Source organism: Pseudomonas putida group bacterium ESBL64 (assembly GCF_045277175.1).
GTDB lineage: Bacteria > Pseudomonadota > Gammaproteobacteria > Pseudomonadales > Pseudomonadaceae > Aquipseudomonas > Aquipseudomonas alloputida.
In genome coordinates this window covers 4,170,252-4,191,390 of record NZ_CP145799.1, presented here as the reverse complement: position 1 = coordinate 4,191,390, position 21,139 = coordinate 4,170,252, and the positions used below count along the sequence as shown (strand labels likewise).

20 protein-coding genes are annotated in these 21,139 nt (G+C 62.1%); 6 read left to right on the top strand and 14 right to left on the bottom strand.

Annotated elements, in window-relative coordinates; translation table 11 throughout:
- Positions 1-66 precede the first annotated feature (66 nt).
- Positions 67-936, bottom strand: coding sequence for a LysR family transcriptional regulator (locus tag V6093_RS19095; RefSeq protein WP_003249038.1), 870 nt, complete (start codon positions 934-936; stop codon positions 67-69).
- 9 nt (positions 937-945) lie between these two features.
- Complete coding sequence (locus tag V6093_RS19090) at positions 946-3,198, bottom strand: heavy metal translocating P-type ATPase (RefSeq protein ID WP_003249036.1); 2,253 nt, start codon at positions 3,196-3,198, stop codon at positions 946-948.
- Between the two features lie 83 nt (positions 3,199-3,281).
- Here V6093_RS19090 and cadR point away from each other — a divergent pair, with 83 nt between their 5' ends.
- Positions 3,282-3,725, top strand: a complete 444-nt coding sequence (cadR, locus tag V6093_RS19085) for a cadmium resistance transcriptional regulator CadR (protein WP_003249034.1) — start codon at positions 3,282-3,284, stop codon at positions 3,723-3,725.
- Between the two features lie 118 nt (positions 3,726-3,843).
- On the opposite strand, the gene V6093_RS19080 is transcribed toward cadR, so the two are convergent.
- From V6093_RS19080 to V6093_RS19070, 3 genes are read right to left on the bottom strand one after another with little or no spacing between them, the layout of a single operon-like run.
- Positions 3,844-4,815 (bottom strand): thymidylate synthase, encoded by a 972-nt coding sequence (locus V6093_RS19080; protein ID WP_003249029.1) that lies wholly within the window; start codon positions 4,813-4,815, stop codon positions 3,844-3,846.
- 51 nt (positions 4,816-4,866) lie between these two features.
- Positions 4,867-5,673: a prolipoprotein diacylglyceryl transferase gene (gene lgt, locus V6093_RS19075; RefSeq protein ID WP_003249027.1), complete on the bottom strand. Its 807-nt coding sequence runs from the start codon at positions 5,671-5,673 to the stop codon at positions 4,867-4,869.
- A 16-nt stretch (positions 5,674-5,689) separates the two neighbouring features.
- Positions 5,690-6,472 carry a sulfite exporter TauE/SafE family protein gene (locus V6093_RS19070; RefSeq protein ID WP_003249024.1) on the bottom strand — a complete coding sequence of 261 codons (783 nt, stop codon included), beginning with the start codon at positions 6,470-6,472 and terminating at the stop codon, positions 5,690-5,692.
- A 130-nt stretch (positions 6,473-6,602) separates the two neighbouring features.
- Here V6093_RS19070 and V6093_RS19065 point away from each other — a divergent pair, with 130 nt between their 5' ends.
- Positions 6,603-7,349: an NRDE family protein gene (locus tag V6093_RS19065; RefSeq protein ID WP_047603658.1), complete on the top strand. Its 747-nt coding sequence runs from the start codon at positions 6,603-6,605 to the stop codon at positions 7,347-7,349.
- Between the two features lie 133 nt (positions 7,350-7,482).
- Here V6093_RS19065 and ptsP read toward each other — a convergent pair whose 3' ends face one another.
- Together ptsP and V6093_RS19055 are read right to left on the bottom strand one after the other, a co-directional pair.
- Positions 7,483-9,762 carry a phosphoenolpyruvate--protein phosphotransferase gene (gene ptsP, locus V6093_RS19060; protein ID WP_003249020.1) on the bottom strand — a complete coding sequence of 760 codons (2,280 nt, stop codon included), beginning with the start codon at positions 9,760-9,762 and terminating at the stop codon, positions 7,483-7,485.
- A 22-nt stretch (positions 9,763-9,784) separates the two neighbouring features.
- Positions 9,785-10,264 carry an RNA pyrophosphohydrolase gene (locus tag V6093_RS19055; RefSeq protein ID WP_003249017.1) on the bottom strand — a complete coding sequence of 160 codons (480 nt, stop codon included), beginning with the start codon at positions 10,262-10,264 and terminating at the stop codon, positions 9,785-9,787.
- Between the two features lie 141 nt (positions 10,265-10,405).
- On the opposite strand from V6093_RS19055, the gene V6093_RS19050 reads away from it, so the two are divergent.
- The gene (locus V6093_RS19050; RefSeq protein ID WP_047603803.1) at positions 10,406-11,062 is read left to right on the top strand and encodes an HAD family phosphatase; all 657 of its coding nucleotides are present in this window, start codon (positions 10,406-10,408) and stop codon (positions 11,060-11,062) included.
- A 129-nt stretch (positions 11,063-11,191) separates the two neighbouring features.
- Here the strand turns inward: V6093_RS19050 and V6093_RS19045 are convergent, their stop codons facing one another.
- Both V6093_RS19045 and ilvA read right to left on the bottom strand, forming a co-directional pair.
- Positions 11,192-11,617: a DUF2269 domain-containing protein gene (locus tag V6093_RS19045; protein WP_047603659.1), complete on the bottom strand. Its 426-nt coding sequence runs from the start codon at positions 11,615-11,617 to the stop codon at positions 11,192-11,194.
- A 147-nt stretch (positions 11,618-11,764) separates the two neighbouring features.
- Positions 11,765-13,279 carry a threonine ammonia-lyase, biosynthetic gene (gene ilvA / locus V6093_RS19040; protein ID WP_003249006.1) on the bottom strand — a complete coding sequence of 505 codons (1,515 nt, stop codon included), beginning with the start codon at positions 13,277-13,279 and terminating at the stop codon, positions 11,765-11,767.
- 133 nt (positions 13,280-13,412) lie between these two features.
- Between ilvA and rpiA the strand changes: the two genes are divergently transcribed.
- Complete coding sequence (rpiA, locus tag V6093_RS19035) at positions 13,413-14,087, top strand: ribose-5-phosphate isomerase RpiA (protein ID WP_003249004.1); 675 nt, start codon at positions 13,413-13,415, stop codon at positions 14,085-14,087.
- Between the two features lie 104 nt (positions 14,088-14,191).
- On the opposite strand, the gene V6093_RS19030 is transcribed toward rpiA, so the two are convergent.
- From V6093_RS19030 to V6093_RS19015, 4 genes are all read right to left on the bottom strand, one after another.
- On the bottom strand, positions 14,192-15,094 hold the full coding sequence (locus tag V6093_RS19030) for an SdiA-regulated domain-containing protein (protein WP_004575853.1): 903 nt from the start codon (positions 15,092-15,094) through the stop codon (positions 14,192-14,194).
- Positions 15,095-15,184: 90 nt separating this feature from the next.
- Positions 15,185-16,105, bottom strand: coding sequence for an SdiA-regulated domain-containing protein (locus V6093_RS19025; protein WP_108191126.1), 921 nt, complete (start codon positions 16,103-16,105; stop codon positions 15,185-15,187).
- A gap of 202 nt (positions 16,106-16,307) precedes the next feature.
- Complete coding sequence (locus V6093_RS19020; RefSeq protein ID WP_003248999.1) at positions 16,308-16,973, bottom strand: fumarylacetoacetate hydrolase family protein; 666 nt, start codon at positions 16,971-16,973, stop codon at positions 16,308-16,310.
- A 26-nt stretch (positions 16,974-16,999) separates the two neighbouring features.
- Positions 17,000-18,397: an FAD-binding oxidoreductase gene (locus V6093_RS19015; protein WP_265977852.1), complete on the bottom strand. Its 1,398-nt coding sequence runs from the start codon at positions 18,395-18,397 to the stop codon at positions 17,000-17,002.
- Positions 18,398-18,568: 171 nt separating this feature from the next.
- On the opposite strand from V6093_RS19015, the gene serA reads away from it, so the two are divergent.
- Positions 18,569-19,798, top strand: coding sequence for a phosphoglycerate dehydrogenase (gene serA / locus V6093_RS19010; RefSeq protein WP_003248995.1), 1,230 nt, complete (start codon positions 18,569-18,571; stop codon positions 19,796-19,798).
- Positions 19,799-19,845: 47 nt separating this feature from the next.
- Here the strand turns inward: serA and V6093_RS19005 are convergent, their stop codons facing one another.
- Positions 19,846-20,322: a DUF4399 domain-containing protein gene (locus V6093_RS19005; protein WP_047603662.1), complete on the bottom strand. Its 477-nt coding sequence runs from the start codon at positions 20,320-20,322 to the stop codon at positions 19,846-19,848.
- Between the two features lie 223 nt (positions 20,323-20,545).
- Here V6093_RS19005 and V6093_RS19000 point away from each other — a divergent pair, with 223 nt between their 5' ends.
- Positions 20,546-21,034 (top strand): transporter substrate-binding domain-containing protein, encoded by a 489-nt coding sequence (locus tag V6093_RS19000; RefSeq protein WP_047603664.1) that lies wholly within the window; start codon positions 20,546-20,548, stop codon positions 21,032-21,034.
- Positions 21,035-21,139: the final 105 nt, after the last annotated feature.

Sequence of the window (21,139 nt, the reverse complement as noted above, 5' to 3'; positions counted from 1 at the left end):
AAATGCAGGCACGCGGGTACGCTGAAATGTAGGAGCGGGTTTACCCGCGAAGAAGCCAGCAAAAATCTAGAACTGCGAACCGGCCACTTCCTGCGCCACCCCCAGGAATGCCGCCGGCAACCGGGCCTGGCGCCGTTCCTTCAGGCAATACAGGTACTCGTGCATCACCGGCGCATTCTCCAGCGCCAGCACCCGGAGTTCGGGGTTGTGCGGCACCTCATGACGAGCAATCACGCTGATGCCGATATTGCGCAGCACCGCTTCGCGGATCGACTCTCGGCTGCCGATTTCCATCAGGGCGCCGGCCTTGACCCCGGCCTCCTGCATCATCTGCTCGGTCAGCTTGCGTGTGGTCGAGCCCTTCTCGCGCATCAGCAGGCAATGCCCCGACACCACCTCGATCGACACCGTCTGGCGTTGGGCCAGAGGGTGGTTGCGGTGCACCGCCACCACCAAGGGGTCAGTGCCCAGTATCCGCCGCACCAACCGCGCGTCCTCCACCCATTGCGACGACGCGGCAATATCCACCCGGTAATCCTCGAGCATTTCCAGCACCTGCTGCGAGTTGCCGATCTCCACCGCCACTTCAACCTGCGGCAAGCGTTCGCGATAGATCTTGACCAGGTCGAGGATGTAGTAAGGCGCAGTGGCCGCAATGCGCAGGCTGCCCTGGGCCTGACCACTGTTGCGCAGCTCAAACTCGATGTCGGCTTCCTGCTGCAGCAGCGCCTTGACCATCGGCAGCAGGCGTAAGCCCTCCTCGCTCAACACCAGGCGCCGCCCGCCGCGGTAGAACAACTCCACGGCGTACTGGCCTTCCAGGCTGCGGATCTGCGTGGTCACCGTGGGCTGGCTGAGGCCTAGCTTCTTCGCCGCCTGGGTAATGCTGCCCAGACGGGCCACCATGTAGAAGGCCTTCAGCTCGGAACTCAGCATGCACGTCCTCTATTTGCGCAAAAGGCGCAAGCCGTTGAACACCACCAGCAAGCTCACGCCCATATCAGCGAACACCGCCATCCACATCGTGGCCATGCCGGCAAAGGTGATCGCCAGAAATATCGCCTTGATGCCCAACGCCAGAACGATGTTCTGCATGAGGATCGCCGCACTTTGGCGCGACAGCCTGACGAAGGCCGGGATTTTGCGCAAGTCATCGTCCATCAGTGCCACATCAGCCGTCTCGATGGCGGTGTCGGTGCCGGCAGCAGCCATGGCAAAACCGATTTCGGCGCGGGCCAGCGCCGGGGCGTCGTTGATGCCGTCACCGACCATGCCTACCCGATGGCCTTGGGCGTACAACGCCTCAATGGTTTTCAGCTTGTCGGCCGGCAACAGGTTGCCCTCGGCGCGGTCGATCCCCACCACGGCGGCAATGGCCTGCGCAGTATGCGGATTGTCACCGGTCAGCATGACAGTCTTGATACCCAGTTGATGCAATTCGGCGATCGCCTGACGGCTGCTGTCCTTGACCGTGTCGGCCACGGCGAACAGTGCCAGAGGGCCGGATCGGTCGAGCAGCAGGACCACGGTCTTGCCCTGGCGCTCCAGCGCATCCAGTTGGGCCTCCAGCGCTGGCGAACACAGCCCCAGCTCCTCGACCAGGCGGTGGTTGCCCAAGTGGTAGACCTCACCGGCGATGACACCACGCACGCCACGCCCGGCCAGGGCGGCGAAGTCACTGACCTCGCTCAAGGCCAGGCCTTGCTGCTTGCCGAACTCGGCAATGGCGCGGGACACCGGGTGGTCCGAACGCTCGCCCAGGCTGGCCGCCAAGGCTTGCGCACGGTCTTCGAACAGCGGCGCCAGCACCTTGGCGTCGGTCTGCACCGGCTTGCCATGGGTGATGGTGCCGGTCTTGTCCAGGGCCAGGAAATCCAGGTGGCGGCCACCCTCCAGGTACACGCCACCCTTGATCAGGATGCCTTTGCGCGCAGCGGCGGCCAGGCCACTGACGATGGTCACCGGAGTCGAGATCACCAGCGCGCAGGGGCAGGCCACCACCAGCAGCACCAAGGCGCGGTAAACCCAGTCGAACCAGGCGCCAGCCATGAACAGCGGGGGTAACAGCGCCACGGCCAGGGCAATGGCGAATACCACCGGGGTGTAGATACGCGAGAAACGGTCGACGAAGCGTTGGGTAGGCGCCCGCGCGCCCTGCGCTTCCTCCACAGCCTTGATGATCCGCGCCAGGGTCGACTGCCCGGCAGCGGCGGTGACGCGAAACTCCAGCGCCCCCGCCTGGTTGATGGTGCCAGCGAACAGCTTGTCACCCACCCCCTTCTCCACAGGCAGGCTTTCACCGGTAATCGGCGCCTGATCGACGCTGGATTGCCCGCTGGTCACTTCACCGTCCAGGCCGATGCGCTCACCGGGGCGCACCCGCACCAGTGCGCCGATGGCCACCTCACGCACTTCCAGCTCGCGCCACTGGCCATCGGCCTGCTGCACCGTAGCCATGTCCGGGGTCAGTTGCATCAACCCGCCGATGGCATTGCGCGCACGGTCCAGCGAGCGCGCTTCGATCAGTTCGGCAACGGTGAACAGCACCATCACCATAGCCGCTTCCGGCCACTGGCCGATCAATACGGCCCCCGTCACGGCGATACTCATCAGCGCATTGATGTTGAGGTTACGGTTTTTCAGGGCAATCCAGCCCTTCTTGTAGGTACCCAGGCCGCAACCGAGGATCGCGGCAAGCGCCAGTCCCGCTACCACCCACTCAGGGGCCAGTGCAGCAAAGTGCACGATTTCGGCGGCGATCGCGGCGACGCCCGACAATGCCAGTGGCCACCAGCGGGCCTTGGCCGGTTGTGGCACGCTGGCGCTGCCGTCGTCCTGGGCGGCAATCGGCTCGGCCTTCATGCCCAGGCTGTCGATAGCCCGCTCGATATCGGCGGTGCCGTCCAAGGTGTGGCGCACGCCAAGCACGCGGTTGATCAGGTTGAATTCCAGCTGTTCGATACCGGCCAGCTTGCTCAGTTTGTCCTGAATCAGGGTCTGCTCGGTGGGGCAGTCCATGGCATCGATGCGGAAACGGCTGAGTTGTGCCTGGGCACTGGCCGTTTCGCTCAGTTGCACCAGCGGCGGCGCGGCTTTGGCGCCGCAGCAGCTGTGGCCGTGGGCAGCATGGCCATGGTCGTCATCACCATGAGCGTGATCGTGCGGATGCTTGTGTTCGTGGCTGACAGGCTGGTTCATGGGGTCATCCTTAAATTGAGCCTGTTGCCAAGTGAACACCCTGTAGCCACTATAGGGTCAAGCCACTTGCTGGAGATTTCGTGATGAAGATCGGAGAACTGGCCAAAGCCACCGACTGCGCGGTGGAAACCATCCGCTACTACGAGCGTGAAAACCTGCTGCCAGAGCCGGCGCGCAGCGAGGGCAACTACCGGTTGTACACCCAGGCCCATGTGGAGCGGCTGACCTTCATCCGCAACTGCCGCACGCTGGACATGACCCTGGACGAAATTCGCAGCCTGCTACGCCTGCGCGACAGCCCCGACGACGCGTGCGGCAGCGTCAATGCGCTGATCGACGAGCATATCGAGCATGTTCAGGCGCGGATCGATGGCTTGGTGGCATTGCAAGAGCAGCTGGTGGAGCTGCGGCGGCGCTGCAACACGCAGGGGAGTGAATGCGCGATCTTGCAGCAACTGGAGACAAACGGGGCGGTATCGGTGCCGGATACCGAACATTCGCATGTGGGGCGGAGTCACGGGCATTGAGCCAAAAGCTTCGCGGGTGAACCCGTTCCCCCAGGGACCGCGCACGACTTAGGCCTGTGCAGTACCCTGTGGGAGCGGGTTCACCCGCGAAGAGGCGAGTTCACACAATGGAGATCTATCAGACCGCCATCGGCGCTGTCATCGGCGCATGGTGCTCATAGCCTTCCAGCCAGAAATCACTCGGTTCGATCTTCTCTAGCCACTCCGGCTCGTATTTACCAGTCTCGGCAAACGACGGCACACGGTCGCTGATGACCAGCTTCGGCGCTTCCAGCGGCTCGCGCTTGAGCTGCTCGTTGAGCATGTCCAGGTGGTTTTCATACACATGGGCATCGCCGATGAAGTAGGTGAACCAGCGCGGTGTATAGCCGGTCAGGCGGCCAAACAGCGACAGCAGCGCCGCGCCTTCGGTGAGGTTGAACGGCGTGCCCAGCCCCAGGTCGTTCGAGCGGATGTAGAGGGTCAGGGAAATTTCCCTGGTCTCGACATTCGGGTGGAACTGGTACAGCAAGTGACACGGTGGCAGTGCCATTTCGTCCAGTTGCGCGCAGTTCCAGCCGTGGAACAGGATGCGGCGGCTACCCGGGTCGTTGGCGATGGTGTCCAGGCACTGGCGCACCTGGTCGATTGCCTTGTACAGGATGACGAACGCGACGCCGTCCTCTTCGTCCTGGGCAATACGGCGGAAACCGGCTTGCTCGGCCATTTCGATGGCCGCCGGGTTGCTCAGCGGGATGCGCTTGTAGCCCGGCCACTGGCGCCATTGCACGCCATAGATCTCGCCCAGGTCGTCATGGCCCTGACGGAACGGGTTGGCCAGCCACTGGGCGTTTTCGTTGGCGTTCTGGTCCCAGACCTTGCAGCCCAGCTCGCGGAACTCACCGGCGTTCTTCACGCCACGCAGGAAACCGACCATTTCACCGATCGCCGACTTGAACGCCAGCTTGCGCGTGGTAATGGCCGGAAAGCCCTTCTGCAGGTCGAAACGCAGCATCGCGCCCGGCAGGCTGATGGTGCGGATGCCGGTGCGGTTTCCCTGCAACGTGCCGTTATCAATGACGTCGCGGACCAGGTCCAGATACTGTTTCATGGCTTACCTGTAGCAAAAACGGCAGGGGGATCGCCCCTGCCGTGGGATTAATCAGGCGGGTTTCGCCGTGGGCTTGCGATTATAAGCCCACCAGATCAGACCGAGGCCAGCCAGGATCATCGGCACACAGAGAATCTGACCCATGGTCAGCCAGCCCCAGGCGATGTAACCCAGCTGAGCATCCGGCACCCGCACGAATTCGACGATGAAGCGGAAGATACCGTAGAACAGCGCGAACATGCCTGACACCGCCATGGTCGGCCGTGGCTTGCGCGAGAACAGCCACAGGATGACGAACAGCGCCACGCCCTCAAGGGCGAACTGGTACAGCTGCGACGGGTGGCGCGGCAACTGGGCCGGGTCGCTGAACGGCGGGAAGATCATCGCCCATGGCACGTCGGTGGGTTTGCCCCACAGTTCGGCGTTGATGAAGTTGCCGATACGCCCGGCACCCAGGCCAATCGGCACCAGCGGGGCGACGAAGTCCATCAGCTCGAAGAACGACTTGTTGTTGCGCTTGCCGAACCACAAGGCCGCCAGCATCACGCCGATGAAGCCGCCGTGGAACGACATACCGCCTTTCCACACCTCGAAGATCAGCGTCGGGTTGGCCAGGTAGGCGTGCAAGTCGTAGAACAGCACATAACCCAGGCGCCCGCCGACAATCACCCCCATCGACAGCCAGAACACCAGGTCGGACAGCTTCTCGCGGCTCCAGGTGGGGTCGAAGCGGTTGAGCCGGCGTGAGGCCAGCAACCAGGCACCGCCGATGCCGATCAGGTACATCAGGCCGTACCAATGGATTTTCAGCGGCCCGATGGCCAAGGCCACGGGGTCTATCTGCGGGTAAGGCAGCATGGAACTTCCTCTCGATTCAAATCAAAAAGCTGAGGCCAACACAGAACAGCAGGGCTGCGAACAGGCGTTTCAACAAACGGGGCGACAGCTTGTGCGCCAGGCGCGCGCCGAAGCGGGCGAAGAACATGCTGGTCACGGCAATGCCGACCAGCGCCGGAAGGTACACGTAACCCAGGCTGTGGGGCGGCAGGTGCTCCTCGTGCCAACCCAGCAGCATGAAGCTCAGGGCACTGGCTACAGCAATCGGCAGGCCACAGGCCGATGACGTGGCCACTGCCTGCTGCATGGGCAGGCTACGCCAGGTAAGGAACGGCACCGTCAGCGAACCACCGCCAATGCCGAAAATGGCCGAGGCCCAGCCAATCACGCCACCTGCACCGATCAGCCCAGGTTTGCCGGGGACGCCGCGGCTGGCCTTGGGTTTGAGGTCAAGGGCCATCTGCGCGGCGATGACCAGGGCGAACACACCGATGATCTTCTGCAGCAGTGGCCCCTGGATCAGCGAAGCGGTCTTGGCACCGACACCGGCCCCCAGGAGGATGCCGATGGTCATCCAGATGAAGATCGGCCATTGCACCGCGCGCTTGCGGTGGTGCTCCCGCACGGCGTTGATCGAAGTGAAGACGATGGTGGCCAATGACGTGCCGACGGCCAGGTGGGTCAGCACCGAAGCGTCGAAACCCTGCAGGGTAAAGCTGAACACCAGCACCGGCACGATGATGATGCCGCCGCCCACGCCGAACAGCCCGGCCAGCACACCGGCACAGGCGCCCAACAACAGATAGAGCACGAATTCCATTCGGCGTCCCCTAGAAATCAATCCGGCATGGTAACGGAAGCCGGGCTCGGGGCTCTAGTGAACTCTGTGTCAGGATGGATCCGCATCGTTCCTGTGGGTACAGTGACAAAAAAACACAGAGGCCCAACCTATGTGCCTGATCGTATTTGCCTGGCGGCCGGGGCACGCCCTGCCGCTGATCGTGGCGGCCAACCGCGACGAATTCTATGCCCGCCCCACTCAGCCCCTGGCGGCCTGGGAGGATGCACCTGGGGTGCATGCCGGGCGCGACCTGGAGGCAGGCGGTACCTGGCTGGGCGTAGGCCCACAGGGGCGCTTTGCCGCGCTGACCAACATCCGCGACCCGGGCCAAGCGCCGGGGCCTCGCTCGCGGGGTGAGCTGGTGGCGGCGTTTCTGCAGGGCGAGCTAGGGGTCGAGGCTTACTTGGACCAGGTGGCCAGCCGTAGCGGGCATTACTCGGGGTTCAACCTGCTGGTGGGTGATGGGCAGCAACTGGGTTATCTGCATGCCCGTGAGGCCACGCCGCGCCTGCTGAAGGCTGGGGTTTACGGGCTTTCGAACGCCGGGCTGGATACACCGTGGCCGAAGCTGGTGAAGGCACGTGACGGGCTGGAAAACCTGCTGGACACGCCGGAGCCGCACAGGCTGCTGGCTTTGCTCGCGGATAACGAGCCCGCAGCTGATGGTGACCTACCCGAAACAGGCGTGGGGTTGGCAACCGAGAAGTTGCTGTCGAGCGTCTTCATCGCCAGCCAGAATTACGGGACCCGGGCGAGCACAGTGCTCATTGTGGATGATCAGGGGCAAAGACGGCTGGTTGAGCGCAGTTTCGGGCCTTTTGGCGGGCATTTGGGGGAAATTGAGTTGTTGGCCTGAACATTTGATGTTGTCTGTTCGGGCCTCTTCGCGGGTAAACCCGCTCCTACCACGTACACACCTCTGGGGATGGACCCAGGCCGTTGTAGGAGCGGGTTCACCCGCGAAGAGGCCGGGACAGGCCACATCACCCTCACAAGGTTTTGTTAGCCCCAGGCCCAATCATCCGCGCCAACCCAAGGTTCTTCAGGGCCAGCTGCAGCGAGCTGTGGATAACCTGCGGGTTGTCATGGCTCAAGGCCTCGGCCAGCAGTTCCTTGGCCTTGCCCATATTGATCTGGCGCAGCATCCACTTGACCTTCGGCAGGTTGGTGGCGTTCATCGACAGGCTGTCGAAACCCATGGCCATCAACAGGACCGCTGCCGCCGGGTCACCGGCCATCTCGCCGCAGATGCTCACCGGCTTGCCTTCGCCATGGGCGTCGCGCACCACCGTGTTCAGCGCCTGCAGTACCGCCGGGTGCAGGTAATCGTACAGGTCGGCGACCCGCGGGTTGTTGCGGTCCACCGCCAACAGGTACTGGGTCAGGTCGTTGGAGCCTACCGACAGGAAGTCCACCTGCCGCGCCAGCTCCTTGGTCTGGTACACCGCCGCCGGAATTTCCACCATCACACCCACGGGCGGCATCGGTACATCGGTACCTTCGTCACGCACTTCACCCCAGGCACGGTGGATCAGGTGCAGCGCCTCTTCCAGCTCGTGAATGCCGGAAATCATCGGCAGCAGGATGCGCAGGTTGTTCAGGCCCTCGCTGGCCTTGAGCATGGCGCGGGTCTGTACCAGGAAGATTTCCGGGTGGTCGAGGGTGACGCGAATGCCGCGCCAGCCGAGGAACGGGTTTTCTTCCTTGATGGGGAAGTACGACAGAGCCTTGTCGCCACCGATGTCGAGGGTACGCATGGTCACCGGCAGCGGGTGGAAGGCCGCCAGCTGCTCACGGTAGATGGCCAGCTGCTCTTTCTCACTGGGGAAGCGCTGGTTGATCATGAACGGCACTTCAGTGCGGTACAGGCCTACCCCTTCGGCACCGCGCTGCTGGGCACGAGCCACGTCAGCGAGCAGGCCAGTGTTGACCCACAGGGGCATGCGGTGGCCGTCGGGGGTGACGCACGGAAGTTCGCGCAGTGCATCCAGCCCTTGGGCCAGCTGGCGTTCCTCCTCGACCACTTCGCTGTACTGCTTGCGCAGCACTTCGCTGGGGTTGGTGAACACCTCGCCCTTGTAGCCGTCGACGATCAGTTCAATACCGTCGACTTTGGAGTATGGCAGGTCGACCAGGCCCATCACCGTGGGGATGCCCATGGCCCGCGCGAGGATGGCGACGTGGGAGTTGCCCGAGCCGAGTACCGAGACCAGGCCGACCAGCTTGCCTTCCGGCACTTCACCGAGCATGGCCGGTGTCAGTTCCTCACTGACCAGGATGGTGTTGTCGGCATACACCAACGACTGCGAGCGCGCTTCCTGCAGGTAGGCCAAAAGGCGGCGCCCCAGGTCCTTGACGTCGGAGGCACGCTCACGCAGGTAGTCGTCGTCCATCAGCTCGAAGCGGTTGACGTGCTCACCAACCACCTGGCGCAGGGCGCCCTGGGCCCACTGGCCGGTCTTGATGACCTCGGTCACCTCACCGCCCAGGGCTGCGTCTTCTAGCATCATCAGATAGACGTCGAACAGCGCACGCTCTTCCGGGCGCAGCTGGGTGGCCAGTTTGGCCGACAGCTTGCGCATGTCGTCGCGCACACCTTCCAGGGCGTTCTGGAACAGCTTGAGTTCGGCGTCGATGTCATCGACAGTCTTGTCCGGGACCACTTCCAGGTCGGCCGGCGGCAACATCACCACCGCACGCCCCACCGCGGCACCAGGCGAACCCGGCACACCCACGAAGCGCGCTTCCTGAATACCTTTGCCCTGACGGCCCAGGCCACGGATCGAGCCGGTAGCCTCGGCGTGGGCGATAACCCCGGCAAGCTGGGCGCTCATGGTGACCAGGAAGGCTTCCTCGCCCTCGTCGAACTGGCGGCGCTCCTTTTGCTGGATGACCAGTACCCCGACCACACGGCGGTGGTGGATGATCGGCGCACCCAGGAAGGAGGCGAATTTCTCTTCGCCGGTTTCGGCAAAGTAGCGGTAACGCGGGTGGTCGGCGGCGTTTTCCAGGTTCAGCGGCTCTTCCCGGGTACCGACCAGGCCAACCAGGCCTTCGTTGGGGGCCATGCTGACCTTGCCGATGGAGCGCTTGTTCAGGCCTTCGGTCGCCATCAGCACGAAGCGGTTGGTTTCCGGGTCGAGCAGGTAGACCGAGCAGACCTGGCTGCCCATGGCTTCCTTGACGCGCAAGACAATGATCCCCAACGCCGACTTGAGATCTTTGGCGGAGTTTACTTCCTGGACGATCTTGCGCAGCGTATTGAGCATGGCTCGGGGTCGAACTCCGTCGTCAGTCGCGCGTCAACAGACGCGGTGCTAGCTCTTTCAGGGCGCGCCGGTACACCTCGCGCTTGAATGTCACAACCTGGCCCAGCGGATACCAATAGCTCACCCAGCGCCAGCCGTCGAATTCCGGCTTGCCGGTCAGGTCCATCCGCACCCGTTGTTCGTTGCTCACCAGGCGCAGCAGGAACCACTTCTGCTTCTGGCCGATGCACAGCGGCTGGCTGTGGGTACGTACCAATCGCTGGGGTAAACGATAACGCAACCAGCCACGGGTGCAGGCAAGAATTTCTACATCGTCGCGTTCAAGGCCAACTTCTTCGTTCAGCTCGCGGTACAGGGCGTCTTCCGGCGTCTCGTCAGGGTTGATACCACCCTGGGGAAATTGCCAGGCATCCTGGTTGATCCGTCGAGCCCATAGCACCTGCCCGGCATCATTCGTGAGAATGATCCCGACATTGGGGCGAAAACCATCCGGGTCGATCACGGCAGCAACCTCGCAAACGCATGTCAACGCATTGTTCCACAAAGCTTGCGAGCGCAGCAACGCGCCCGCCAAGCTTATGTGCAGCTGCGTGAAAACTCCGTATTCTGCGGGCCTACCCTGTGGCTGATGCGAGTGACCGCGATGCGCCTGGCTTTATTCGACCTGGACAATACCCTCCTCGGTGGCGACAGCGACCATGCCTGGGGTGACTATCTTTGCGAGCGCGGCATTCTCGACCCGGTCGCCTACAAGCAACGCAACGACAGCTTCTACCAGGATTACCTCAATGGCACCCTGGACCTGCAGGCCTACCTGGCCTTTTCAATGGAAATCCTGGCGGCAACACCCATGCCCCAGCTCGACGAATGGCACCGCGACTTCATGCGCGACTGCATCGAGCCCATCGTCCTGCCCAAGGCCCTGACCCTGCTGCAGCAGCACCGCGAGGCGGGCGACCAGCTGGTGATCATCACCGCTACCAACCGCTTCGTCACCGCACCGATCGCCCGGCGCCTGGGGGTGCGGGTGTTGCTGGCAACCGAATGCGAGGTGCGCGACGGCCGCTACACCGGGCGTAGTACCGATATACCGTGTTTCCGTGAAGGCAAAGTGACGCGGCTGGAACGCTGGATGCTGGAGAACGGCTTTGATCTTGAGGACAGCTACTTCTATAGCGACTCGATGAATGACCTGCCGTTGTTGCAGCGGGTGACGCATGCAGTGGCAGTGGACCCGGCCCCGGACCTGCGGGCCGAGGCGGATAAGCGTGGGTGGCCGGTGATCTCGCTGCGGGATTGAGGTTTTCCGTGCCGGTCTTTTCGCGGGCACGCCCGCTCCCACAGGAATCACCACAGGCCTTGAGGGCTGCGCTGTACCTGTAGGAGCGGGTTCACCCGCGAATAGGCCGGCACAATCAGCACAAGGCTGTCAGACCGGCTTGGCCCCCATCAGCCCGGCAATGGACAGGAAGCAAACCCCACTGAACACCGCCAGCGCCAAGGTAAACCGCAACCCCACTACCTCGGCCTTGCGCAGCCGGTTCAGCCGCACCAGCAGCCACCACACGGCAAACGCACCGAAGGTATAGATGACACTGGATGCCAACACCCAGGTCTGCCCCAGTGGCCAGCCCACCAGGTGTACCAGCCACCAGCCGGTGAACGGCATGCTCACCAGGCACAGGCCCATCATCAGCCAGACGAACACCAACGGCCGGCGTAGCAGCTTGGCGTAGGCTTCGGCATCGCCCTGGCGGCGGGCGCGCCAGGTCCATATCGCCAGGCCCAGGGCGCCCAGAAGCAGCAGCGCGGTGGCGATGATGTGCAGGGTCTTGAGCGTGGTCAGGTGTTCCATGTCTCGGTCGTCCTTAAACGGGCATTTTGCGGTCGCTTCTTCGCGGGCTTACCCGCTCCTGCCAAGGTATCTCAGGCCTTGAGGCCTGCGCGTTACCTGTGGGAGCGGGCAAGCCCGCGAACGGGCCATCAGCCCTAGCTTAGCCGCTCAGCCCAGGAACAGTTTGTAGGCCGGGTTTTCGGTCTCGTCCCAGTACGGGTAACCAATCTTGGCCAGCGCTGCCGGCACCAGGTGACGTTCGTCCTCCGGCACCTGCAGCCCCGCCACCACGCGCCCGTCAGCCGCGCCATGGTTGCGGTAGTGGAACATCGAGATGTTCCAGCGCCCGCCCAGCTTGTTGAGGAAGTTGAACAGCGCCCCCGGCCGCTCGGGGAATTCGAAGCGCAGCACCATTTCGTCGCTGGCACCGGCCGAGTGGCCGCCGACCATATGACGAATATGCAGCTTGGCCAGTTCGTTGTCGGTCAGATCGGTAACCGGGAAGCCCTGCTCGGTCAGTTGCTGCACCAGCGCTGCGCGGGGGTCGTTTTCCGGGTGGGTCTGCACCCCAACGAAGATATGCGCTTCGTCAGAGGTGTGCTTGCGGTAGTTGAACTCGGTGATCTGACGCTTGCCGATAGCCTCGCAGAAGGCCTTGAAGCTACCCGGGCGCTCAGGGATGGTCACGGCGATGATCGCCTCGCGCTTCTCACCCAGCTCGGCACGCTCGGCCACATGGCGCAGGCGATCGAAATTGACGTTGGCACCGGAGTCGATGGCCACCAGGGTCTGGCCGCTGACGCCGTATAGCTCGACGTACTTCTTGATGCCCGCCACACCCAGCGCGCCAGCAGGCTCGGTGATCGAGCGGGTATCGTCGTAGATATCCTTGATTGCTGCACAGATCTCATCGGTACTGACAGTGACGACTTCGTCCACATGGTGGCGGCAGATATCGAACGTGTGCTGGCCAATCTGCGCCACCGCCACGCCATCGGCGAACAGCCCGACCTGCGGCAGCACCACGCGCTCACCGGCAGCCATGGCCGCCTGCAGGCAATTGGAATCGTCCGGCTCGACACCGATTACCTTGATTTCCGGGCGCAGGTACTTCACGTAGGCAGCAATGCCAGCGATCAGGCCGCCACCGCCCACCGGCACGAAGATCGCATCCAGCTGGCCAGGGTGTTGGCGCAGGATTTCCATGGCGACGGTGCCCTGCCCGGCGATGGTGTGCGGATCGTCGTAAGGGTGAACGTAGACGAAGCCCTTTTCATCGACCAGTTTCAGCGAATAGGCCAGTGCCTCAGGGAACGAGTCGCCATGCAGCACCACCTTGCCACCGCGCGAGCGCACGCCTTCGACCTTGATCTCCGGAGTAGTCTTGGGCATCACGATGGTGGCCTTGATGCCCATTTCACGCGCGGCCAGGGCCAGGCCTTGGGCGTGGTTGCCGGCCGAGGCGGTGACCACGCCACGGGCCAGTTCTTCCGGGCTCAGCTGGGCCAGCTTGTTATACGCGCCGCGGATCTTGAACGAGAACACTGGCTGCAGGTCTTCGCGCTTGAGCAAAATCTGGTTGCCCAGGCGCTTGCTCAGCTGCCCGGCGCTCTGCAACGGGGTTTCGACGGCAACGTCATAGACGCGCGAGGTGAGGATCTTCTTGACGTACTGTTCGAGCATCGGGAAAGCATCACTGGGCCGCGGGACGAGGGCTGGGAGTCTACCCTAGCGCTACGTCGGGCGACCACAGCAAAGCCGTGCGAGCCGTTATACTAGGCAACTTTGAAACCGCCCTGCCCCTTCCGGAGCCCGCATGACCCAGGACCAACTCAAACAGGCCGTCGCCCAGGCCGCTGTCGACTTCATTCTGCCCAAGCTGGATGAAAAGAGCGTCGTAGGCGTCGGTACCGGTTCGACCGCCAACTTCTTCATCGATGCCCTGGCTCAGCACAAGACCGCGTTCGACGGTGCAGTCGCCAGCTCCGAAGCCACTGCCCAGCGCCTGAAGGGCCATGGCATCCCGGTCTACGAACTGAACAGCGTCAGCGAGCTTGAGTTTTACGTGGACGGTGCTGACGAGAGCGACGCACACCTGCACCTGATCAAGGGCGGCGGCGCAGCCCTGACCCGCGAAAAGATCGTCGCGGCCGTGGCCAAGACCTTCATCTGCATCGCCGACGGCAGCAAGCTGGTGCCGGTACTGGGGGCCTTCCCGCTGCCGGTCGAAGTGATCCCCATGGCCCGCAGCCACGTGGCACGTCAGCTGGTGAAGCTGGGTGGCGATCCGGTGTACCGTGAAGGCGTGGTCACCGACAACGGCAACGTGATCCTGGATGTGTACAACCTGCAGATCACCAACCCGGTGGAACTGGAAGCGCAAATCAACGCCATCGTCGGCGTGGTCACCAATGGTCTGTTCGCGGCGCGGCCGGCGGATCTGCTGCTGCTGGGTACCGCTGAAGGCGTGAAGAGCCTGAAGGCCGAGTAAAACCCTTCGCGGGTAAACCCGCTCCTACAAGGTACCCCACCGGCCTGGAACCGTGGCGATCCCTGTAGGAGCGGGTTTACCCGCGAACAGGCCCTGACAGGCGATCAGTCAGTCGGCTGCTTGAACACATAGAACAGGTTCGGCTCACTGACCAGGTAAATGGTCCCCGCGTCATCCATCGCAATCCCCTCCGCCTGCGGCACCGTCGCCTGCAACCCCTGGAAGCCCTTGCGCAACGACAAGGTACTCAGCGGCTGGCCCTGTACATCCAGCTCCAGCACCAACCGCGACTCGTCCGACAATGCCAGCAAATGCCCGCTGCGTTCATCGAACTGCAAACTCGACAAATCCCGCACAAACAACCGTGAATCGCGCTTGCGGTCCTGCACCACATGCACGGCATAGGGCTTTTCCGGATTGTCATGCGGGAAGCCATGCACCTCATAGATCAGCATCGGGTCACGCTCTTTCGCCACGAACAGGCGCTTGCCCGCCGAATCGTAGGCCAGGCCCTCGAAGCCTTTGTTGCCATTGAGACCAATACCCAATGTCAGCTGTTCGGCATCACCGGCATCGAGAAACATCGTGTCGTCTTCCAGCCGTACGCGAATCAGCCGTTGCTGACGCTCGTCGGTGATCACATAGCTGTTAGGCCCAACGTACTCCACAGCCTCCGGGTCGCCGAAGCCAGTCAGCGGCACACGCCGCAGGATACGGCCATCCAGCGACAGCTCGATCAGCTCCGAACGGGCGTTGGTGACCGTGAAGAGGGTTTTGCGGTCGGGGTCGTAGGTCAGCGCCGAAATGTCATCATCCAGCCCTTCGATCGGCTGCGCCTCCAGCACCACCCGGTAGCGATCCAGACCAATGCTGCGCTCCACAGGCTGCCACCAGGTCTTCAGATTGAACCAGCCACGCTCGAACAGGCGAAACTCCTGCCCGGCCCAGCCAAGCAGGAGCAGACCAAGGGCAGCCAGAACAAGAAACAGGCGAACAAAACGACGCATAGGGACAGACTCGACACAGGGGTGGCGAATCTAATCATGAATGGCTGAAGCAAAGCTTAATGCAAGCGTCAGGCAATTCTGATGATGTTGTCAGTTCTTTTTGAATCGATAGAAAAGCGCCGGCTCGCTGACCATGTACAAGGTGCCCTTGTCGTCCATGGCCACCCCTTCAGCCCGCGGAATGGTGCCTTCAAGCCCGTTGAAGCCGCCCAGCAGCGTCATGAAGCTGACTTGCTGGCCCTGCTCGTCCAGCTCCAGCAGCATGTTGGAGTCGGCCGAAAGCACCAGCAGGTGGCCAGTACGCGGGTCGACACCCAGCGCAGACAGGTTGCGCAAGTCGAGCTCATCGCTAGGCAACGGCTGCTTCTCACCCTTGAGCGGGCTGCGGCCATCGGTGTTCCAGGTGTACAGCTTGGGCGGGCGCTCCTCACCAATGATCAGGCGCTGGCGCAGCGGGTCCCAGGCGACGGCCTCGAAGCCCTTGTTGCTCTTGGCCGAAGGGCCCAGGTCATGGCTCGGGAAGTCATCGTGGTTCAGCGCGGTGGTCTGCGCGTTCACCTTGACCACGGTCAGGTCATGCAGGCGCTCGTCGGTGATGGCCAGGTTGCCGTCTTCCAGCACCGCGATGCCTTCGGGGTTGTTCCAGCCGTTGAGCGGGATCTTGCGCAGTACATCGCCCTCCAGGCTCAGCTCGACCAGGATCGGGTTCTTGCCCATGACCGCGAACAGGGTACGGGTTTGCGGGTTGAAGGCAACGTCCGAGGCTTCGTCATCCTCCATGCCTGGCAACGGCTTGGCGTCGATGTCCACCTGGTAATCCGGCAGCCACACGCTTTCGCTGCGCTCGGCGGTGCTTTCGAAGCCTTCTTTTACCCACAGTGCACCGCGGTCATCCCAGTGCATGGCCACGGCCACGCCATAGCCGATCACCGCCGCCACGGCCAGGCCGAAGGGCCAGCGCAGGTAGAAACGACGCTTGGGGGTTACCGGGGCGCTGGAGGAAGACGGCATGCGGTGATCCTGGGGAAATGGGCGTAGGTACGCGCATTATCCGGATTGGGTGTGAAAAATCGGTAAACAGTGCCTGCCTCTTCGCGGACATGCCCGCTCCCAAGGTGCTGCAATCCCTGTAGGAGCGGGTTTACCCGCGAAGAAGGCGACGCGTTCCCTGTAGGAGCGGGTTTACCCGCGAAGAAGGCGACGCGGTTTCGAGTTAAAGCACCCGGCTTTCGAAGCGGCTCACACCCGGCAGTTCCAGCACCAGCTCGTCACCGACATTGAACGGCCCAACACCCGCCGGGGTACCGGTGAGGATTACATCCCCCGCCTGTAGCGAGAAATGCGCTGCCATGTACTGGATCATCGGCACGATCGGGTTCAGCATCATCGCGCTGCTACCCTCCTGGCGCACTTCGCCGTTCACGGTCAGGCGCACCGGGATGTCTGTCACGTCCTCAAAGCTGGCGGCCGAAACGAACGGTGGCAGCACGCAAGCGCCGTCAAAGCACTTGGCCAGCTCCCAAGGCAGGCCCTTTTCCTTCAGTTTGGCCTGCACGTCGCGCAGGGTCAGGTCCAGCGCCGGTGCGTAACCGGAAATGGCGTCCAGCACCTCTTCCTCGCTCGGGTGGGTCGACAGCGGCTTGCCCAGCAGCACGGCAATTTCAACTTCATAGTGCACCGACCCACGCTCGGCCGGGATCTTGAAGCCACCTTCGGCCGGCACCACGCAGCTGCCTGGCTTGATGAACAGCAGCGGCTCGGTGGGGATCGGGTTGTCCAGTTCCTTGGCGTGCTCGGCATAGTTACGGCCGATGCACACCACCTTGCCCAGCGGGAAGTGAATGCGCGTGCCGTCTACGTACTGGTGCTGGTAACTCATGGCCGACTCCTTCTGGATACTGCTTTTTATTCAGGTGCGAAGATCTTACCCGGATTCATGATGCCGTTAGGGTCGAACACGGCCTTTATTGCCTTCATGCAGGCGATTTCTTCGGGGGAGCGGCTGTAGCCCAGGTAGTCACGCTTGGTCATGCCCACGCCATGCTCGGCAGAAATCGACCCGTTGTAACGCTCGACGATCTCGAACACCCACTTGTTGACCTTGGCACACGAAGCGAAGAAGTCGTCCTTGCTCATATGCTCAGGCTTGAGGATGTTCAGGTGCAGGTTGCCGTCACCAATATGGCCGTACCACACCACTTCATAGTCCGGGTAATGCGCTGAGACAATGGCATCGATATCGCGCAGGAACGCAGGCACTTTCGAGACGGTGACGGAAATATCGTTCTTGTACGGTGTCCAGTGCGAGATGGTTTCAGACAGGTACTCGCGCAGCTTCCACAGGTTTCTCAGCTGGCTTTCGCTCTGGCTCATCACCCCATCCAGCACCCAACCCTGCTCGACGCAGTGCTCGAAGGTAGCCAATGCTTCATTGGCAACCTCTTCAGTGCTGGCCTCGAACTCCAGCAGCGCATAGAACGGGCAATCCGTCGCGAAGGGCGCAGGCACATCGCCGCGGGCGAGGATCTTGGCCAACCCCTTGTCGGAGAAGAACTCGAAAGCGGTCAGGTCCAGCTTGCCCTGGAAGGCGTGCAGCACCGGCATGATAGCGTCGAAGTCCGGTGTGCCCAGCACCATGGCGGTGAGGTTGCGCGGTGCGCGGTCCAGGCGCATGGTGGCCTCGACCACGAAGCCCAGCGTACCCTCGGCACCAATGAACAGCTGGCGCAGGTCGTAGCCGGTGGCGTTCTTGATCAGGTCTTTGTTCAGCTCCAGCAACTCGCCCTTGCCGGTGACCACTTTCAGCCCGGCCACCCAGTTGCGGGTCATACCGTAACGAATCACCTTGATCCCGCCGGCATTGGTGCCGATATTGCCGCCAATCTGGCTGGAACCGCTGGAAGCGAAGTCCACCGGGTAATAGAGACCTTGCTCTTCGGCGTAGGTTTGCAACTGGCGGGTGACGACCCCTGGCTGGCAAACCACAGTACGGTCGAAAGCATTGAAGCCAAGGATCTGGTTCATGTAGTCGAAGGCGACGACAACCTCGCCATTGGCCGCCACGGCGCCGGCAGAAAGCCCGGTGCGCCCGCCAGAGGGCACCAGCGCCACCTTGTGCGCATTGGCCCAGCGCACAATGGCTTGCACCTGTTCTATCGTTTTGGGAAAGACGATGGCGCTGGGCGCTGGCGGGTAATGCTTGGTCCAGTCCTTGCCATACGCTTCGAGGGAAACCGGGTCAGTCAGGACCTTGCCAGGGTCGACAAGGGTCATCAGTTCTTCAATAACAGCGGGGTGGGTCATCGCTGGAACTCTCGACTTATTCATGGTCACCCTGAGCACTCTTCACCTGTCGGGATAAGCTCAGATTGTGTCGCGTATGCTAGCATAGCCCTCCCGCTGTTCATGCTAAGGCTGCCCTCGCGCCTGGCATCACCCCTCGCCAATTTATCTCCGGGATACAGGTTTACGCAGATGAGCAAGACTTCTCTCGACAAGAGCAAGATCCGGTTCCTTCTTCTTGAAGGTGTGCACCAGAACGCGGTCGATACCCTCAAGGCCGCCGGCTACACCAACATCGAATACCTCACTGGTTCGTTGCCGGAAGCCGAGCTGAAGGAAAAGATCGCTGATGCCCACTTCATCGGCATCCGTTCGCGTACCCAGCTCACTGAAGAGATCTTCGACTGCGCCAAGAAACTGGTCGCTGTTGGCTGCTTCTGCATCGGTACCAACCAGGTTGACCTGGAAGCTGCCCGCGCGCGCGGTATCGCCGTGTTCAACGCACCGTACTCCAACACCCGTTCGGTGGCCGAGCTGGTGCTGGCCGAAGCCATCCTGCTGCTGCGCGGCATCCCTGAGAAGAACGCCTCCTGCCACCGTGGTGGCTGGATCAAGAGCGCGGCCAACTCGTTCGAAATCCGCGGCAAGAAACTGGGCATCGTCGGCTACGGCTCGATTGGTACCCAGCTTTCGGTACTGGCTGAGAACATGGGCATGCAGGTGTACTTCTTCGACCCGCTGACCAAGCTGCCACTGGGCAACGCCGTGCAGGTCACCAGCCTGAACGAGCTGCTGGGCCTGGCTGACATCGTCTCGCTGCACGTGCCTGAGCTGCCCTCCACCCAGTGGATGATCGGCGAGAAGGAAATCCGCTCGATGAAGAAGGGCGCGATCCTGATCAACGCCGCCCGTGGCACCGTGGTCGAACTAGACCACCTGGCCGCTGCCATCAAGGACAAGCACCTGATCGGCGCCGCCATCGACGTGTTCCCGGTCGAGCCACGCTCCAACGACGAAGAGTTCGAGAGCCCGCTGCGCGGCCTCGACAACGTGATCCTGACCCCGCACATCGGTGGTTCCACCGCCGAAGCCCAGGCCAACATCGGCCTGGAAGTGGCCGAGAAACTGGTCAAGTACAGCGACAACGGTACTTCGGTGTCCTCGGTCAACTTCCCAGAAGTGGCCCTGCCGGCTCACCCAGGCAAGCACCGTCTGCTGCACATCCACGAAAACATCCCGGGCGTGCTCAGCGAGATCAACAAGGTCTTCGCCGAGAACGGTATCAACATCTCCGGTCAGTTCCTGCAGACCAACGAGAAAGTCGGTTACGTGGTAATCGACGTTGACGCAGAGTACTCGGACCTGGCGCAGGAAAAACTGCAACAGGTCAAAGGCACCATCCGTTCGCGCGTCCTGTTCTAAGGTCGCTGGCGGTATGAAAAAGGGAGGCCCTGGTGGCCTCCCTTTTTTTATTTCACTTCAACCGTGATCTTCGTCGACTCGACGCTAGGCTTGAACGGCACATGATACTGGTCACCCAGAATCAGTTGCAGGGTGTGCTTGCCCGGGGTCAGGGTAATGCTGGTTTCGGTCTGTGCCTTGCCGAAGTGCAGCACTTGCGGCCCCTTCGGCAGTGCGACGCCGGCCTCTGGCATCAGGCTGGTCGGCAGCGGCATGTCAGCCACCGGCTCTTTGTCGACATCCACCAGCAGATGGTGGTGCCCGGTGTGCGGGGTTTGGTCACCCGCAGGTTTGAGGCCCATACCCTCGATACCGAACTTGACGGTGAAGGTCTTGTCGACCGTGGCACCATCGGCGGGGGAAACGATGAAGACCTTCGCCTCCTTGGGCGGCTCCTGGCTCTTCAGGGCGTCTGCGGCACTGGCGAACACCGACGCTCCCATCAGCAGACCGGCAACGGCAGCACGCGAAAATAGGCTGTTCATTCACTTCTCCTGTGGTTCACTTATTGACCGCAGCCTGTCATCCAAACGCGGCGGTAGTTCACCTTAGTTGAAATAACCGCCAAGGTGTTCACATTGCCTGGCAGAAATATTTCAGTCAGGGTTAAACAATGCCGAGGCTTGAAGGTCATAGGCTGCGCTCGATTACGGCGAGGAAGAAAGCCGTGGCGATCGATTTCAAACTGCTAAAAGAAAAGGGGCATACATGCGTTCGACCATAGGGGTACTGCTGGCAGTACTGATCAGTCCATTGGCTCAGGCAGAGCTGATCGACGAAATCGCCGACCGGGGCGAACTGCGCATTGCCGTACAGGCCGAGAACTCGCCATACGCCTTCAAACAAGACGACCACCTGACAGGTTTCGACATCGAATTTGGCCAGGCCCTGGCCAAGGAACTGGACTTGCGCGCCGAGTTCGTCGAAGCCCCGTCTGCCGAAGTGCTGGCGGGTGTCGAGAGTGGCAAGTACGACATCGCATTCACCCCATCGAGTGAATCGCTCACAGACGACGGCCCGCTCGATGTGAGCCTGCCGATTGGTGATAAGAAGCTGGTGATCCCGTTCCAGAAGGACAACCCGGCGTTTGAAAGTGCCGTAAACAATGCGTTGCAGCGTTTGAAAGACAGTGGCCGGACTGCCGAGCTTGAGCAGAAGTGGTTCAAGGGTGTGCAGGAGACTGCAGGCGGGCAGTGAGGTCTTCTTTGCAACCTGTACCCGCTAATACAGTGGCGGCGGCAACGGTGATCGGCGGGGGGAGATTGGCCAGCAGGACCGGCCTCTTCGCGGGTGAACCCGCTC